16 protein-coding genes are annotated in these 16,699 nt (G+C 64.9%); 10 read left to right on the top strand and 6 right to left on the bottom strand.

The window, feature by feature from the left end:
• The first annotated feature begins 156 nt into the window (after window positions 1–156).
• Window positions 157–1,716, top strand: a complete 1,560-nt coding sequence (locus tag C8C96_RS20410) for a PAS domain-containing methyl-accepting chemotaxis protein (RefSeq protein ID WP_121943442.1) — start codon at window positions 157–159, stop codon at window positions 1,714–1,716.
• Window positions 1,717–1,809: 93 nt separating this feature from the next.
• A complete protein-coding gene (locus tag C8C96_RS20405) occupies window positions 1,810–2,076 on the top strand; it encodes a hypothetical protein (protein ID WP_056061307.1) in 267 nt (88 codons plus the stop codon).
• 35 nt (window positions 2,077–2,111) lie between these two features.
• Here C8C96_RS20405 and queF read toward each other — a convergent pair whose 3' ends face one another.
• From queF to C8C96_RS20385, 4 genes are all read right to left on the bottom strand, one after another.
• A complete protein-coding gene (gene queF / locus C8C96_RS20400) occupies window positions 2,112–2,957 on the bottom strand; it encodes an NADPH-dependent 7-cyano-7-deazaguanine reductase QueF (protein ID WP_121943441.1) in 846 nt (281 codons plus the stop codon).
• 99 nt (window positions 2,958–3,056) lie between these two features.
• Window positions 3,057–3,962, bottom strand: coding sequence for a 2OG-Fe(II) oxygenase (locus C8C96_RS20395; RefSeq protein ID WP_121943440.1), 906 nt, complete (start codon window positions 3,960–3,962; stop codon window positions 3,057–3,059).
• A 36-nt stretch (window positions 3,963–3,998) separates the two neighbouring features.
• Complete coding sequence (yaaA, locus tag C8C96_RS20390; protein ID WP_121943439.1) at window positions 3,999–4,784, bottom strand: peroxide stress protein YaaA; 786 nt, start codon at window positions 4,782–4,784, stop codon at window positions 3,999–4,001.
• A gap of 225 nt (window positions 4,785–5,009) precedes the next feature.
• Window positions 5,010–8,168, bottom strand: coding sequence for an Rne/Rng family ribonuclease (locus C8C96_RS20385; RefSeq protein ID WP_121943438.1), 3,159 nt, complete (start codon window positions 8,166–8,168; stop codon window positions 5,010–5,012).
• Window positions 8,169–8,767: 599 nt separating this feature from the next.
• On the opposite strand from C8C96_RS20385, the gene C8C96_RS20380 reads away from it, so the two are divergent.
• The 4 genes from C8C96_RS20380 (at window position 8,768) to C8C96_RS20365 (ending at window position 12,015) form a co-directional block, all read left to right on the top strand.
• Window positions 8,768–9,769 (top strand): RluA family pseudouridine synthase, encoded by a 1,002-nt coding sequence (locus C8C96_RS20380; RefSeq protein WP_121943437.1) that lies wholly within the window; start codon window positions 8,768–8,770, stop codon window positions 9,767–9,769.
• 25 nt (window positions 9,770–9,794) lie between these two features.
• The gene (locus tag C8C96_RS20375) at window positions 9,795–10,469 is read left to right on the top strand and encodes an HAD family hydrolase (protein WP_108497127.1); all 675 of its coding nucleotides are present in this window, start codon (window positions 9,795–9,797) and stop codon (window positions 10,467–10,469) included.
• A gap of 26 nt (window positions 10,470–10,495) precedes the next feature.
• Entirely contained in the window at window positions 10,496–10,876 is a 381-nt protein-coding gene (locus C8C96_RS20370; protein WP_121943436.1) for a Rieske 2Fe-2S domain-containing protein, read from the top strand.
• Window positions 10,877–10,968: 92 nt separating this feature from the next.
• Entirely contained in the window at window positions 10,969–12,015 is a 1,047-nt protein-coding gene (locus C8C96_RS20365; protein ID WP_099729682.1) for a S49 family peptidase, read from the top strand.
• A 276-nt stretch (window positions 12,016–12,291) separates the two neighbouring features.
• On the opposite strand, the gene C8C96_RS20360 is transcribed toward C8C96_RS20365, so the two are convergent.
• Window positions 12,292–13,068 (bottom strand): SAM-dependent methyltransferase, encoded by a 777-nt coding sequence (locus tag C8C96_RS20360; RefSeq protein WP_121943435.1) that lies wholly within the window; start codon window positions 13,066–13,068, stop codon window positions 12,292–12,294.
• On the bottom strand, window positions 13,065–13,664 hold the full coding sequence (locus tag C8C96_RS20355; protein WP_056747581.1) for a Maf family nucleotide pyrophosphatase: 600 nt from the start codon (window positions 13,662–13,664) through the stop codon (window positions 13,065–13,067). Before C8C96_RS20355 ends, C8C96_RS20360 begins: the two co-directional genes overlap by 4 nt.
• Window positions 13,665–13,689: 25 nt before the next feature.
• On the opposite strand from C8C96_RS20355, the gene C8C96_RS20350 reads away from it, so the two are divergent.
• The 4 genes from C8C96_RS20350 to C8C96_RS20335 all read left to right on the top strand — a co-directional run bounded on the left by C8C96_RS20350 (window position 13,690) and on the right by C8C96_RS20335 (window position 16,669).
• A complete protein-coding gene (locus C8C96_RS20350) occupies window positions 13,690–14,238 on the top strand; it encodes a DUF177 domain-containing protein (protein WP_056061340.1) in 549 nt (182 codons plus the stop codon).
• Window positions 14,239–14,349: 111 nt separating this feature from the next.
• On the top strand, window positions 14,350–14,532 hold the full coding sequence (gene rpmF / locus C8C96_RS20345; protein ID WP_005794249.1) for a 50S ribosomal protein L32: 183 nt from the start codon (window positions 14,350–14,352) through the stop codon (window positions 14,530–14,532).
• Between the two features lie 107 nt (window positions 14,533–14,639).
• Entirely contained in the window at window positions 14,640–15,692 is a 1,053-nt protein-coding gene (gene plsX / locus C8C96_RS20340) for a phosphate acyltransferase PlsX (RefSeq protein WP_121943434.1), read from the top strand.
• Window positions 15,692–16,669, top strand: a complete 978-nt coding sequence (locus C8C96_RS20335; protein WP_121943433.1) for a beta-ketoacyl-ACP synthase III — start codon at window positions 15,692–15,694, stop codon at window positions 16,667–16,669. Before plsX ends, C8C96_RS20335 begins: the two co-directional genes overlap by 1 nt.
• The last annotated feature ends 30 nt before the right edge of the window (window positions 16,670–16,699 follow it).

The following is a 16,699-nucleotide window of genomic DNA, read 5'->3' as shown; positions in this document are numbered from 1 at the left end:
CTCAGTGTTTGCGCTTTGAGGGGTGCGAGGAGGCACCTTTTTGGGGCAAAGCAGGGGAGGGAGCAGTTAGACTTGATTCGTATCAAGCAGTTACATACAACACGCCACAAAAAGCCGCGCCGCCTGCCCCTGCCGCAGGCCCTTCAGGAGCCTCGAATGCGCATCAATCTGCCAGTGACCCAGCAGAATTTTGACTACCCCGGTGAAGAGCTGCTGGTGTCCAGCACCAACACCAAGGGTGAGATCACGCACTGCAACCCGGCGTTCGTGCGCGTCAGCGGTTACAGCTACGACGAACTCATTGGTCAGCCCCACAACATCATTCGCCACCCCGACATGCCGGCCGAGGCCTACAAGGACATGTGGCGCACCATTGGCCGGGGCGAGCCCTGGACGGGCTTGGTCAAGAACCGCCGCAAGAACGGCGACCACTACTGGGTGCGAGCCAACGTCACCCCCATCATGGAGGGCGGCAAGCCACACGCCTATATGTCGGTGCGCACCAAGCCCAGTGCGGCCGAGATGGTGGCCGCCGAGGCCCTGTATGCGCAGATGCGCAGCGAGGCGGCTTCGGGTACAAGCAGCTTCTACCTGGACTCGGGCAACGTGCGCTACCGGGGAGTGCGTGGCTGGCAGCAGCGCCTGGCGCAGATGGCGCTGCTGCCCCGCATGGCGATCCTGCTGCTGATGACGGTGCTGCTGGCCTTGTTGCCCGACGTGATGGGGCTGCAAGGCACCACCGCCTGGGTGGCCCGCCTGGTGCTGCTGTTGGTGGGGGCGGGGTGGACGCTGTGGCGCTTTCAGGCCACCGTGCTGCAGGGCGTGCACGATGCCACCCGCTTCGCGTCCGACATCTCGGCCTGCAACCTTGCCACGTCGGTGGGCACCGACTACCCCCAGCCCCTGGGCGCGCTGATGCAGCGCCTGCAGCAGACCCAGGTCAACCTGCGCGCCGTGGTGGGCGACGTGCGCACCGAGGTGCGCAACTTCATCGAATCGGCCGACGAAATCGCGCGCGGCGGCATGGACCTGTCGGCCCGCACCGAGTCGCAGGCAAGCAGCCTGGAGGAGACCGCCGCTGCGATGGAGCAACTGGCCAGCACGGTGCTGCAGACGTCGGAGACAGCGGCCAAGGTGTCGCACGAGAGCGCACAGAGCAGCGACATCGCCACGCGCGGCGGCCAGGCGGTGCAGGAGGTGGGCGCGGCCATGCAGCAGATGAAGCTGTCGTCCACCAAGATCAGCGAGATCGTGGGCGTGATCGAGGGCATTGCCTTCCAGACCAACCTGCTGGCGCTCAATGCCGCCGTGGAGGCGGCCCGTGCAGGCGAGCAGGGCCGGGGCTTTGCGGTGGTGGCGGGCGAGGTGCGGGCCCTGGCGCAACGCAGCGCCAGCTCGGCCAAGGAGATCAGCGGCCTGATCGGCGTCACGGTGAACCAGATCGCCAGCGGCGCGCAGCAGATGGACCATGCGGGCACCACCATCGAGGGCGTCGTGCACGCCGTGGAGCGCGTGAGCACGCTGGTCCAGCAGATCAGCAGCGCCACCAAGGAGCAGTCGCAGGGCATTGCCCAGGTCAACGAGGCGGTGACGCAGCTCGACACCGTGACGCAGCAGAACGCCGCGCTGGTGGAGGAGTCGGCCGCCGCCGCCCAGGGCCTCAAGGAAAGCGCGGTGTCGCTGGGCCGCTCGGTGGATGTGTTCCGGCTGGGTTGAACGGCGCTGCAACGAGCCGCCAAGGGACACTCGCACCTTGACGAATTCTTACTCGTAACTTACAGTGATTTTCCCGTTTTCCGGGAGATCACCATGACCCTCGACGAGCTGCAGCGCATCAAGCAGTGGCATGTGGCGCACAAGGCCGACCACCCGCTCGAATACCACCTGTGGGACCTGGTGCTGACGGTCTGGATGCTGGGCTGGGTGGGCTGGTTTCCCATCTGCGCTTTTGGCGAGCCCTGCGCCGCGCCGGTCTGCCTGATCGGCATTTTTGTCCCCAGCCTGTACGTTGCCTGGCGCACCCGCGCGCACCTGCGCCACACCCTGCGGTGCGACTGGATCGATGCGCGTAACTGACGGATGCGTTCGGTTGATGGGGGGCGGGGGCAGGCCTACTGCCGGGCAGTGCGCACGTTGCGCGGTAGGGCCTGCGGGTGGCTGGTGCGCAGGGGGTTGATGTCCAGCCCGCCCCGGCGCGTGTAGCGCGCGTACACCGTGAGTTTGATGGGTTTGCAGCGTGTCCACACGTCCATGAAGATGCGCTCCACACACTGCTCATGGAACTCGTTGTGGTTGCGAAAGCTCACCAGGTACTGCAGCAGCCCTTCCTGATTGATCTGCGGGCCGCTGTAGCTGATCTGCACGCTGCCCCAGTCGGGCTGGCCGGTCACCAGGCAGTTGCTCTTGAGCAGGTTGCTGGTCAGGGTTTCGGTCACCGGCGCTTCATTGAATGTGGCCGTCAGCAGGTCGGGCGCGGGCTGGTAGCGCGTGCATTCCACGTCCAGCCGGTCCAGGCTCAGGCCGTCCAGCTCATGCACGGGCTCCTGGTCGAACAGCTCGGGCGCGATGAGCTTCACGCCCACGGTGGCAGGGTGGTCGGCGCCACGCCATACGGCTTCGCTGATGTCGGCGCGGATGCGGGCCTGCACCTCGGCCGCATCGGCAAAACGGGTGTTGTTGAAGCTGTTGAGATACAGCTTGAACGACTTGCTCTCGACGATGTTGGGCGTCTCGCACGGCACAGTGATGTGCGCCAGCGCCACCTGCGGCTTGCCACGCGCATTCAGCCAGGACAGCTCGAACGCCGTCCACAGGTCGGCCCCGAAGAAGGGGGCTGCGCCGGTGATGCCGATCTCGGCCCGCTTACCCGCGCGGGGGATGGGGAACAGCAGCGAGGCGTCGTACTGGTCCACGTAGGCCGATGCCTTGCCGAGTTGGGATTGTTCTGGCGTGTTCATGGCCTGGTCTTTCGGGTGTGTGGGTTCCAAGGGGGTCTGTGCTATTGCTACTATTTTTATAGCTGCTGGCGCATGTTCGACTAGCGCATGCCGGGGTTTTTACCGAAATTCCCGCTCACGCAGCCATTTGGTGGCAATCCATTTGTCCCCGGCGATCACGGGGGCGCCGCCATGCAGGGTGCGGGTGGACGGGTGCGGGCGCTCGTAGCTGAAGAACACCGCGTTGCCACGCTGCGGCGCCACCTCCAGGTGCACGTCGGGGAAGGTGGTGCCGCCGCCTTTGTCAGGTGTGTTCAGGTACATCACCAGCGTGCCCACACGCTGGCCGCCGCGCTGGATGATGCTGGGCGTGCCGGGCTCGGCGGGGTCGAAGTAGTCGTAGTGTGGCTTGTATTCGGCGCCGGGGCGGTAGTGCAGCACCTGCAGGCCTTCGCCGTTTTCGATGGGCCAGTGGAGCAGGCGCGCAATGCGCTCCTCGATGCGCTGGATCAGGGGACTTTGCCCGCGCTGGAAGAACATGCCGTCGCTGGTGCGGTCGGCATTGATCTCTTCGCCTCCGGTCTTGGTGGCCACGGTGAGCGAGCGTGCCATGCGGGGCTCTGCAGCGGCTATCAGTGCATCGCACTCCTCGGGCGACAGCAGGTTGCCAAACACCACGATGCGCGGCTGTGCCATGGCCAGCAGCACATTCACGGCGCGGTCTCCGCAGTCCACCTGGGCGGGGGATTCATCCAGCCGGGGCTCGGGCACCCGCACGGCCGAGGGCAGGCCCTGCTGCACAGCCAGGTCGTTCAGGTGCTCCTGCAGCGTGATCTCCAGCGCATCCGCCGCCACGTCTTCGTCCCAGCCTGCGTCACGCATGGACTGCAGCACCACGGGCGCAGCGTAGCCCGCCTGGGCCTGCTCGATGATCCAGCGGCGCAACTCGGGGGTGATGGCCTGCCGCGCTGCGCTGGCGTGCTGGGTGGTGGTGCTGTCCGGGTGCTGGTCAGAACGCGATGCCATGGCGGTCCTTCAACAAGAGCAGGGTGGTGGGCGGATTTATGCGGAGGCCGGGGTCTTGCGCCGGAAGACCAGGCGCTCGGGCTCGGATGATGCCGGGGCAAAGGCATAGCCGTCCAGGTCAAACCCTTCGAGCTGGTGGGGTGTGGCAAGGCGGTGGGTGATGGCGTAGCGCGCCATCAGGCCGCGTGCGCGCTTGGCAAAGAAGCTGATGATCTTGTAGTTGCCGCCCTTCCAGTCCTCGAACACGCATTCGATCACGCGGGCCTTGAGTGCCTTGCGGTCCACGGCCTTGAAGTATTCCTGCGAGGCGAGGTTGATCACCACTGGCGTGGTGTCGGCGCGCAGCCGGGTGTTCAGGTGCTCGGCAATCTGGCGGCCCCAGAACTGGTACAGGTTGCTGCCTGCCTCGGTGGCCAGGCGCGTGCCCATCTCCAGGCGATAGGGCTGCATGCGGTCCAGCGGCCGCAGCACGCCATACAGGCCGCTGAGGATGGCGACATGGCTCTGGGCCCAGTGCAGGTCGTCAGTGCTCAGGCTGCGGGCTTGCAGCCCCTCGTACACGTCGCCATTGAAAGCCAGCACCGCCTGGCGCGAGTTGTGGGCCGTGAAGCGGGGGCGCCAGGCCTGGTAACGCGCCACGTTCAGCGCCGCGAGCGTGTCGCTCAGTTCCATCAGCGACGCGATCTGCTGCGGCGACTGCTCCCGCAGGACTTCGATCAGGGCCGTGGACTGCGGCACAAACTGGGGTGTGGTGTGCGGCAGGCCTTCGGGAACGGGCGTGTCGTAGTCGAGCGATTTGGCGGGAGACAGCAGGAACAGCATGGGGGCAAAGGGTCCGTGGATCTCGGGGGTGAAGTGTGGCCTGGAAAGCGCGGGTTGCTGGCTGCACCAGCGGCCTGAAATGGTACCTGCTGGACGACCGTCTTCTGCGGCTTGCGGGTATTGGCGCCCAGCACGGTGCTTGCTCGGTTGCCCAAAAAAAGAAGGCGGCCTGAGCCGCCTTCTTGGTGCAGGCTGCAGCCCTGGGGCAGCAGCCATTGCAGCGCATCAGGCTGCGGGGGGCTGCTCAAACGGCAGCGCCATGGCCGACAGGTCGCGGCGGGTTTCCACCAGCACCAGCGGACCTTCGTCCAGCACCACCGCAGGGGGGCGCTCGCGGGGCACGCGGATGGGCTTGGGCTCGGCAGCGATGGCGGCCTGCACGGCAGCGATCTTGTCCGCGTCAGAGTTCACCCACTGCAGGCCCGATGCGGCAGCCACTTGCTGCAGTTCATCGATGGGCAGCGTGAACGCCTGAACGCGGGGCAGTCCCTTGGCTTGCGCAGCTGTTGCCACGGGGGCCTGGGCGGCTACCGCCGCCGGTGAGGGTGCTGCGACAGGCGCCGGTGCGGCCACCGGGGCGGCTGCAGGGTTTGCAACGGGCGCTGCAACAGCTGCCGCGGTAACAGGCGCTGCGGCTGGCTCAGTGGCTGAAGCGGCTGGGGATGCCACAGGAGCTGCGACAGGGGTTGCCGCCGGTGCCACAGGCTCGGCGGCGGGCGCGTTGCTGAAGTAGCTGCGGCGCGGCGCCTCGTCCTGTGCCGGTGCGGGCTCTGCCTGGGTGGGGTCAAAGTCCAGCATCGCTGGCGCAGCTGCTTCGGCGTTGCCGTTGTTGTCGCGCGGGCCACGCTCGCCGCGTTCGCGGCGGTCACGGCCATAGCGGTCGCGGGAGCGGCGCTCGCGGCGCTGCTCTTCGGTGGCGCCATTGCCGTTGGCGGGTGCGTCATTGCCGCTCAGGTCCAGGTCCGGCAGCGATGCCAGTGGAGCGGTGTCCGCAAAGTCACCAGCGGCGGCCGTGGCGCTTGCCTCCTGGGCCTCGACCGCGCGGGGAGCGCGTTCACCGCGTTCACCACGGTTGCCACCGCGATCACCACGTTCGCGGCGCTGACCGCGCTCGCCACGGGGTTGCTGCGCCGGCTGGCCTTCTACGCCACCGGTGTTGCCTGCGTTGGGGCCTTCCACCGGAGTGGTAGCTGCGTTGTTGTCACTATTCACGCCAGCGTTCAGGTTGCGCGGCTCGCTGTCGCGGCGGCCACGGCCCCCTTCACGGCCTTCGCCACGTCCGTTGCGGCCCCCTTCACGGCCTTCGCCTTCGGGACGGCGCTCTGCGTCGCGGGGTGGACGGCTGTCTGCATCGCGGGGAGCGCGGCCTTCGGCCGAGCGTTCGCCACGGCGGCCACGGCCTTCGCCAGAGCTGCCTTCGCGGTTGCCATCACGTGGTGCGCCTTCGCGCTGACCATCCCGGTTGCCATCGCGGCCGCCACGGCGGCCACGGCTTTCACCGTTGCGGCCTTCGCGGCGCGGTTCGCCACGGCTGGTGGTTTCGGCAGCGGCAGGTGCGGCTGCGGGCGATGCCGTTGTGACCGGGGTGGGGGCTGCCGGCGCGCTGCCAAAGCCAAACAGGCTCTTGAGCCAGGCGAAGAAGCCTTGCTCTTGCGGCGCGGCAGGGGCGGGCGCTGGAGCGGTTACTGGTGCAGGTGCAGGGGTGGCAGCGGCTGCAGGGCGTTGGCCACCACGGGGTGGGCGTGCGGCGCCTTCGGGGCGGGGCTCAGCCACGGGGGCGGGTGCGTCAGGCAGCACGCCCTTGATCACCGGGGTCTGCTTGTTGGTGGGCTCTTGCGAGCGGCGCGTCACGGCGGTGGGGTCTTCCACTTCTTCGGCGAGCTTGTAGCTGGCTTCGATGTGGTCCAGGCGCGGGTCGTCGTGCTTGAGGCGTTCCAGGCGGTAGTTGGGGGTTTCCAGCGTCTTGTTGGGCACCATCAGCACGGCCACGCGCTGCTTGAGTTCGATCTTGGCGATCTCGGTGCGCTTTTCGTTCAGCAGGAAAGAGGCCACTTCCACCGGCACCTGGCAGTGCACAGCGGCCGTGTTGTCCTTCATCGACTCTTCCTGAATGATCCGCAGGATCTGCAGGGCCGACGATTCGGTGTCGCGGATGTGGCCCGAGCCGCCGCAGCGTGGGCAGGGGATGGACGAGCCCTCGCTCAAGGCGGGCTTGAGGCGCTGGCGGCTCATTTCCATGAGGCCGAACTTGCTGATGGTGCCGAACTGCACGCGGGCGCGGTCCTGGCGCAAGGCGTCGCGCAGGCGGTTTTCCACTTCGCGGCGGTTCTTCGACTCTTCCATGTCGATGAAGTCGATCACGATCAGGCCGCCCAGGTCGCGCAGGCGCATCTGGCGGGCCACTTCGTCGGCAGCTTCCAGGTTGGTGCGGGTGGCGGTTTCCTCGATGTCGCCGCCCTTGATGGCGCGGGCCGAGTTCACGTCCACGGACACCAGCGCTTCGGTGTGGTCGATCACGATGGCGCCACCCGAGGGCAGCTGCACGGTGCGGGCGTAGGCCGATTCGATCTGATGCTCGATCTGGAAGCGGCTGAACAGGGCGGCGTCGTCGCGGTAGCGCTTCACGCGGGCGGCATGCTCGGGCATGACGTGCGCCATGAACTGCTGTGCCTGTTCGTAGATGTCGTCGGTATCGATGAGGATGTCACCGATGTCGTTGTTGAAGTAGTCGCGGATCGCGCGAATCACCAGGCTCGATTCCTGGTAGATCAGGAAGGCGCCCTTGCCACCCTTGGCGGCGCCGTCGATGGCATTCCACAGCTTGAGGAGGTAGTTCAGATCCCACTGCAGCTCGGGCGCGGTGCGGCCAATGCCAGCGGTGCGCGCGATGATGGACATGCCGTTCGGGTATTCCAGCTGGTCCATCGCCTCCTTGAGCTCGGCGCGGTCCTCGCCCTCGATGCGGCGTGAAACGCCGCCGCCACGGGGGTTGTTGGGCATCAGCACCACATAGCGGCCGGCCAGCGAGACGAAGGTGGTCAGGGCCGCGCCCTTGTTGCCGCGTTCTTCTTTTTCGACCTGGACCAGCAGTTCCTGGCCTTCCTTGATCACTTCATTGATGCGCGCCTGGCTGGGCGAGACACCGGGGGTGAAGTAGCTGCGCGAGATTTCCTTGAACGGCAGGAAACCGTGGCGGTCTTCGCCGTAGTCCACAAAACAGGCTTCCAGCGAAGGCTCGACGCGAGTGACGACGGCCTTATAGATGTTGCCCTTGCGCTGTTCGCGCCCTTCGATTTCGATTTCGTAGTCGAGGAGCTTTTGTCCGTCGACGATGGCCAGGCGCCGTTCTTCGGGCTGCGTGGCGTTGATGAGCATCCGCTTCATGATGCGATTCCTTCAGTGTTTCGCGGACAGCAGCGGTGCAGCCCACCTGACCCACAGGAAGGGCTGCGCGGGCTGCCGCCCACAGTTTCCAAACCAATACAACAAGCTCTACAGGAGCTGTGAATGCCTGGACTGACGCATCGAAACGAAGGGAATTGCCGGGAATGCCAATGATCTGCCGCGCTCTAGCGCAGCATCGTGAGGCAGGGGCGCGTGGATGGGGGCGAGTGGTAGGAGCGCAGTTTTGCTAGCAAAAGAGTAGCTGGTTGCGCTTGCTGGCTGGGCGTTGGGGCTGAATTGGAGCGTGCAGCCGGGGGCATCAGCCACCGCCACAAGGTCACCATCCAGCTCATCAACAACCACATGCTCGCTTTGATCCGCTGACAGGCTGCGCCCGGGTAGGGAACATCTGCCAGCTTGGGGGATTCCGTATCAGTGTTTCAATCTGTCAGCCCGCCGCACGGCGTGCTGGCCACCACAGGCATCTGGCCTGCAATCTGCGCGCACGACGCCCGGTGGCATCGACCTGCCTGCGTGAGGGGCAAGGGCTGTGTGGACTAAACTCCAGACAAATCAACCACTTACATAACAACGCGCAGGTGAAACACATTATAGGGGCCAAACCGCCCACAGCCCCTGCGGGGCTTCCCGCAGCCCGCCTGGTGGAAGTGGATGCTGACTCCGCTGGCCAGCGGCTCGATAACTTTTTGATACGCCACTTGAAAGGCGTGCCAAAAACGCATGTCTACCGCATCATCCGCAGCGGTGAGGTCCGCATCAACAAAGGCCGCGTGAGCGCCGACACCCGCGTGCAAGCAGGGGACGTGGTGCGCCTGCCGCCCGTGCGCATCTCCGACAAGGTGGCCGAGAAGGCCGAGCGTCCGGCGCCTGCGCGCGAATTTCCCATCCTGCTCGAAGACGAGCACCTGATTGCCCTGGACAAGCCCGCGGGCGTGGCGGTGCACGGCGGCAGCGGCGTGAGTTTTGGCGTGATCGAGCAATTGCGCCAGGCGCGGCCGGCGTCCAAGTTCTTGGAACTGGTGCACCGTCTGGACCGCGAGACCTCGGGCATCCTGCTGGTGGCCAAGAAGCGGTCAGCGCTCACTCACCTGCAAGACCAGTTCCGTGAGCGCGAGACAGGCAAGACCTATCTGGCACTCGTCACGGGCATCTGGCCTGCCAACAAAAAGGTCATCGACCTGCCACTGCACAAGTACCTGCAGGCCGACGGCGAGCGCCGCGTGCGTGTGACCACGGCCGATGACCCGGATGGCATGCGCTCCATCACGCTGGTCAAGGTGCGCAGCACCGTGCCCGCGCGCCCCGCTCAAGGCCTGCCGGCGATGTCCCTGCTGGAGGTGACCATCAAGACCGGCCGCACCCATCAGATCCGTGTGCACCTGGCTAGCCAGGGCCACGCCATCGTGGGTGACGATAAATACGGTGACTTTGACCTCAACAAGCGCCTGCAGAAGCTCTCGATGAAGCGCATGTTCCTGCACGCATGGCGGTTACAGTTCAACCACCCCGCCTCGGGCGAGCGTGTGCAACTGATTGCCGAGCTACCCCCTGAGCTGGCCGATTTTGTGTCCCCTGCCTGACGATCCTGCGCGAAGAACCCCCTCCATGTCTGCCAAAAACTTCCGTCCGCGCCGCTTCGACCTCATCGCCTTTGACTGGGATGGAACCCTGTTCGACTCCACCGCCATCATCGTGCGCTGCATCCAGGCAGCGGTGCGCGACGTGGGCGGCACGGTACCCACAGACAAGGAGGCCGCCTATGTGATTGGCATGGGCCTGATGCAGGCGCTGGCCCATGCCGCCCCCGATGTGCCGCCCGAAAAGTACACCGAGCTGGGCAACCGCTACCGCTTCCACTACATCCAGCACCAGGACGACCTGAGCCTGTTCGATGGCGTGTTGCCGCTGCTGAGCGATCTGCGTGAACGTGGGCACCTGCTGGCCGTGGCCACGGGCAAAAGCCGGCGCGGGCTGGACGAGGCGCTGCATTCGGTGGATTTGCGCGGCGTGTTCGACGGCTCCCGCACCGCCGACCAGACCGCTGGCAAGCCGCACCCCCTGATGCTGCAGGAGCTGATGGCCGAATTTGACGTGGCGCCTGAGCGCCTGCTGATGATTGGCGACACCACCCATGATCTGCAGATGGCGGTCAACGCGGGCTGTGCGAGCGTAGGGGTGAGCTATGGCGCACACGAGCCCGACGCCTTTCATGCCCTCCAGCCGCTGGCGGTTGTGCATTCGGTGCGCGAGCTGCACGACTGGCTGCTGCACAACGCTTGACGCGGGTATCGGAGCGGGACGAGCCCATGACCATACCCTCCACTGATCAGCCTATCGCGCTGTGCAACAGTGCCGACCTTATCGATGGAGGCTTGGCCGTGCCGTTTGATGTGCAGTACGCAGGCCAGACGTGCAGGGCCTTTGCGATTCGCTACCGAGGCCTGCCGCACGCTTACCTCAACCGCTGCACCCATGTGGCGATGGAGATGGACTACCAGCCCAACCGCTTTTTTGATGACACAGGCAACTGGCTGTTGTGTGCCACCCACGGTGCGGCCTACTTGCCTCATACCGGCCAGTGCGCGGGAGGTCCCTGCCGCGGTGGGCTGGTCAAAATTGCCCTGTCGGAGAGCGATGGTGTGGTGCGCTGGCATACTGCCTACAACCTGCAGCCTGTAGAGTTCTAGAAAATCCAGATGAATTACCCTGATGTGCTGCCGCCCGACGCGGGCCACCGCAACGCGCGGGCCGCAGCGGTGCAGTGCCCAGGACGCATGACATGACAGACCCCCAGCAGCCCGCCTCGTCGGGCTTTGACCCCAAAAGCAATTCCGCCCCCGATCTGTGGGCGCAAGCAGCTACTAATTCAGGAGCCCCTGTGAGCGATTCATCGCGTGAACCCGGGTGGGAACGCGCCACGCTGGAAAAGCTGGCCTTTGCCGCCCTCAACGAACAACGCAGCACCCGCCGCTGGAAGATTTTTTTCCGCCTGGCATGGCTGGTGTTGTTTGCTGCTGTTGCGTTCGTGGCCCTGCGTCAGGCGTCGCCCAGCACCAGCAAAAGCACGCCGCACACCGCCGTGGTGGATATCAAGGGCGAGATCGCCAGTGGCGCCGAGGCCAGTGCCGAGTTTGTGGTGGCCGCCATGCGCAGCGCGCTGGAGGATGAGGGCTCGCAAGCGCTGGTGCTGCTCATCAACTCGCCCGGTGGCAGTCCTGTGCAGGCCGGCATCATCAACGATGAGATCGTGCGCCTGAAAGCCAAGCACAACAAGCCGATCTACGCCGTGGTCGAAGAAACCTGCGCCTCGGCTGCCTACTACATTGCAGCTGCCGCCGACGATATCTACGTGGACAAGGCCAGCATCGTGGGCAGCATTGGTGTGCTGATGGACGGCTTTGGGTTCACCGGCGTGATGGAGAAGGTGGGCGTGGAGCGCCGCTTGCTCACCGCAGGCGAGAACAAGGGTTTTCTGGACCCCTTCAGCCCGCAGACCGAGAAGCAGCGCGCCTACGCGCAGACCATGCTCGACCAGATCCACCAACAGTTCATTGCCGTGGTGAAAGCAGGGCGCGGTGACCGTCTCAAGACCACGCCCGATACCTTCAGCGGCTTGTTCTGGACGGGCCAGCAGGCCGTGGAAATGGGCCTGGCGGACAAGCTGGGCAACCTGGACTATGTCGCGCGCGAAGTGGTCAAGGCCGAAGACATCATCGACTACACCCGCCGCGACAACGTGGCCGAGCGCCTGGCCAAGCGGTTTGGCGCGGCGGTGGGCATGGGCGCCGTCAAGTCGCTGGCCATATCGGGGCCACAGTTGCGCTGATATTCGCCTCGGAGTCGGCAGGGGGCGTGATCATCCGCGCAAGCCCTTGCATCGACGGCAGATGTCTATTCGAAGCCCCTGCAGAGGTATCTGCCGGGGCTTTTTTGTGGGGCCTGGTTGCGCTGTGCTGCGGTGCCGGTGTGGGGCCGTTGTGCAGCGGTCTGAGGGTTTTTGGGGGTGTTTTGGGGCGGTTGCGCTAGTGGAATATGCCTGGAATGCTCTTGAATATGTAGCATTCCAGGCGCCTCGCCCGTAGCGTGTTACTCCGTCGCTGCCTCAACGCCCCAGCGCAAACACCACGGGGGTGCGGTTGTCCGGCGGTGCGGGCTGCTGCTTCCACTGGCGTACCAGCTGACTTTGCACCCGCGCGTCGGGCAGGGTCAGGCCGCTGGCCAGCGCCAGCCGGGTGTGCGGCTGCAGGGTCTGAACCAGTGCCTGCCACAGGGCCGGGTTGCGGTACGGGGTCTCGATGAACAGCTGGGTCTGGCCCGTGCGCAGCGCGATGCCTTCCAGCTCCTTGATGCGCTGTGTGCGCTCTTGTCCGTCTTGTGGCAGGTAGCCGACGAAGGCGAAGTTTTGTCCATTGAGGCCACTGGCAGCCAGGGCCAGCAGCAGCGACACCGGCCCTACCAACGGCACCACGCGCAGGCCCAGGTCGTGCGCAGCCCGCACCACCGACGAGCCAGGGTCAGCCACTGCGGGCATGCCCGCTTCGCTGACCAAGCCGATGTCGTGCCCGTTCAAGGCCGCAGCCAGCAGCGGGCGGGCGTCGAACGGCGCCGAGCCTTTGTCGCCGTGGTCGCCTTTTTTGTGCACTTCACGCGGCAACTCAGTGATCTGCTGTTGCTGCAAAGAGAGGGCCAGGGGGTGCAGCGCGTCAATGCGCTTGAGGTAGGCGCGCGTGCTCTTGGCGTTTTCGCACACCCAGTGGGTCAGTCGGGCGGCTGTCTGCAGGGTGGCTGAGGGCAGGGCATCCTGCAGTGGGGCCTGGGTGTCGCAGCCAAAGTCGAGGGGGGCGGGCACCAGAAACAGCGTGCCGGTTTTTACGTTCATGGCAGCACCAGCCCTGCTGCGCGCAGCATGCGGCATGTGCGGATCAGTGGCAGCCCGATGAGTGCCGTGGGGTCGTCGCTGTGGATGGCGTCCAGCAGGGCAATACCAAGGCCTTCGCTCTTGGCGCTGCCTGCGCAGTCGTAGGGCTGCTCGGCGCGCAGGTAGCGCTCGATTTCTTCATCCGACAAGTCTCGGAACTTCACCTCCACGGGGGCGAGGTCCACCTGTTCAAAGCCGGTGGCCGCGCACACCACCGCCAGGGCGGTTTGGAACACCACCGTCTGGCCGCGCATCTGGCGCAACTGCTGCACCGCGCGATCGTGTTGGCCCGGTTTGCCCAGCGGCTCCCCGGCCAGGTCGGCCACCTGGTCGGATCCGATCACCACGGCTTCGGGGTGCTGCCGCGCCACAGCTTGCGCTTTGGCCAGAGCCAGGCGCAAGGCCAGGGCGCGGGGCGCCTCGCCGGGCAGGGGGGTCTCATCGACGTGGGGGGCGGTCACTTCGAAAGGCAGGTTCAGCCGTTCCAGCAATTCGCGCCGGTAGCGCGAGGTCGAGCCCAATACCAGAGGGCGTTGCGGGGAGGGGGATTGATGCATGCGCCGATTCTCTTACACTGCCGCCATGACCAAGGAATTCTCCGCACAGCGCCTCGACGTGAAAGCCTTTGCACAGGCGGGCGGTCGGCTGGCGGGCCACGACTCGCTGCTGAAATACGAACGCCTGGCGCAGGAGGCCAAGGGCCTGCACCCCGATCTGCTGGTGGACTGGGAGGCGACGGGCGAGGTGCGCACTGCCCTGGGAGGCATGGGGCAGGTCTGGCTGCATATCAAAGTGCGCGCCAGCTTCCCCATGGAGTGCCAGCGCTGCCTGACGCCGGTCGATGTGCCCCTGGAGGTGGATCGTGAGTTCCGCTTTGTGGCGGACGAAGCCACGGCCGAGGCCCTGGACGATGAGAGCGAAGAAGACCTGCTGGCCCTGAGCCGCGAGTTTGATCTGCACGAACTCATCGAAGACGAACTGTTGATGGCGTTGCCCGTGGTGCCCAAACACGACGAGTGCCCGACCTCGGTGCCGCTGGCGTCTTCGGACGACGATTTTGAAGAAGCCAACGCCGAAAAACCCAACCCGTTTGCCGCGCTGGCAGCCTTGCGCAAAGACGCCAAGGACTGATTCATCGACCCAAAAATCATTTGGGTTATAATCGTGGGCTTCACGCGAACCCCATCGTGTCTTTTTGGGCTGATCGCGTTTTTACCAACCTATTCCAGATCAGGAGCCATCATGGCCGTTCAGCAAAACAAAAAGTCCCCTTCCAAGCGCGGCATGCACCGCTCGCACAATGCCCTGAACGTGCCAGGCATTGCTGTGGAACCCACCACCGGTGAAACGCACCTGCGTCACCACATCAGCCCCAACGGTTTCTACCGTGGCCGTCAGGTGCTGAAGAACAAGTCTGAAGCCTGACCTTCACCCCATCCAAAGGCCCGTTGCTACAAACCCTGTAGCGCGGGCCTTTGTTTTGACCGTCGTATTCATCTCTCGGCCCTTTGGGCCGGCCGGACAAGTCGCCCATGATCACACTGGCTGTTGACTGCATGGGGGGCGACCATGGCCCCCGCGTCACGCTCGCGGCGTGCCGCCAGTTTCTCGACCACCACCCGGATGCCCGTCTGCTGCTCGTTGGCTTGGCGGACAGCCTGCAATCGTTCTCCCACGACCGAGCCACCATCGTTCCCGCTACCGAAGTGGTCGCTATGGATGACCCGGTGGAAGTGGCCTTGCGCAAGAAGAAAGATTCTTCGATGCGCGTGGCCATCCAGCAAGTCAAGGATGGCACGGCTTCGGCGGCTGTGTCTGCGGGCAATACCGGTGCCTTGATGGCCATTGCCCGCTATCTGCTCAAGACGTTGGACGGGATCGACCGTCCTGCCATCGCTACCCAGTTGCCCAACGCCACCGGTGGTGCCACCACGGTGCTGGACCTGGGGGCCAACGTCGATTGCTCGGCCGAGCACCTGCTGCAGTTCGCCGTGATGGGCTCTGCCCTGGTATCCGTCCTTCAGGAGGGTGGCGAGCCCACGGTGGGATTGCTGAACATTGGAGAAGAGGTCATCAAAGGCAGTGAGGTGATCAAAAAGGCGGGTGAATTGCTGCGATCTGCAGCTAATTCCGGTGATTTGAACTTCTATGGCAATGTCGAGGGCAACGATATCTTCAAGGGGACGGTGGATATCGTGGTCTGTGATGGTTTTGTGGGCAATGTGGCGCTCAAGGCCAGCGAAGGTGTGGCCTCGATGATCATCGGAGCACTTAAAACCGAATTTTCGCGCCACATTTTTACCAAAATGGCCGCTATCGTCGCCTATCCGATCTTAAAAGCGTTAATGAAGCGCATGGATTACCGCCGTTACAACGGCGCTGCGCTGCTCGGCCTGCGCGGGCTGGTGTTCAAGAGTCACGGATCGGCAGACGCCATGGCTTTCGAGCAGGCGTTGAACCGGGCGTATGATGCAGCCCGCAACAACCTGCTCGACCGTGTCCGGACCCGGATTGCGCACGCGGCGCCCCTGCTGGCGCCTGCAGATGCCCAGCCCCAGCCTGGCGTTGCGGCGACCGCAAAATAATGAGACGTTATTCCCGCATTACCGGCACCGGCAGCTACCTGCCTCCCCGCCGGTTGACCAACGCTGATCTGGTTGCTGAACTGGGCCAGCGCGGTATCGAAACCTCCAATGAATGGATCGTGGAGCGCACCGGCATCCGGGCGCGCCACTTTGCGGCGCCGGATGTGACCGCCAGCGACTTGGGGTTGGAGGCTGCGCGCAATGCCCTGCAGGCCGCCGGCCTGCAGCCCACCGATATCGATCTGATCATCGTGGCCACGTCCACGCCGGACATGGTGTTCCCGTCCGTTGCTTGTATCTTGCAGAACAAGCTGGGTGCCAATGGATGCCCTGCGTTTGATGTGCAAGCTGTGTGCAGCGGTTTTGTCTATGCCCTGTCCGTGGCGGACGCCATGATCCAGACAGGTGCTGCCAATCGCGCGCTGGTGATTGGTGCAGAGGTTTTCAGCCGCATCCTGGACTTCAACGACCGCACCACGTGTGTGTTGTTCGGTGATGGTGCGGGCGCTGTGGTACTGGAGGCCTCTGACACGCCTGGCATTCTGTCGAGCGACCTGCACGCCGACGGCAAGCATGTCGATATTTTGTGTGTGCCCGGCAATGTGTCCGGCGGCAAGGTGCTTGGGGACCCGGTCCTCAAAATGGACGGACAGGCGGTCTTCAAGCTGGCAGTGGGTGTGCTGGAAAAGGCGGCCCACGCGGCCCTGGCCAAGGCCGGGCTGACCGAGGCCGATATCGACTGGCTGATCCCGCACCAGGCCAACATCCGCATCATGCAGAGCACCGCCCGCAAACTGAAGATGTCCATGGACAAGGTGGTGGTCACGGTGGACCAACACGGCAACACCTCGGCAGCTTCCATTCCGCTGGCTCTGGACCATGGGGTGCGCACCGGTCAGGTCAAGAAAGGCGAAACCCTGCTGCTCGAAGGCGTGGGTGGTGGTTTTACCTGGGGTGCTGTGCTCCTGAAGTTGTAGCTGCTGGCGCAATAAGTACCTGCGCTACCG

The organism is Acidovorax sp. 100, from assembly GCF_003688355.1.
Classification (GTDB): Bacteria; Pseudomonadota; Gammaproteobacteria; order Burkholderiales; family Burkholderiaceae_C; genus Acidovorax; species Acidovorax delafieldii.
Note: the sequence above shows the minus strand (reverse complement) of the source record. Positions and strands in the feature narration are given on the sequence as shown.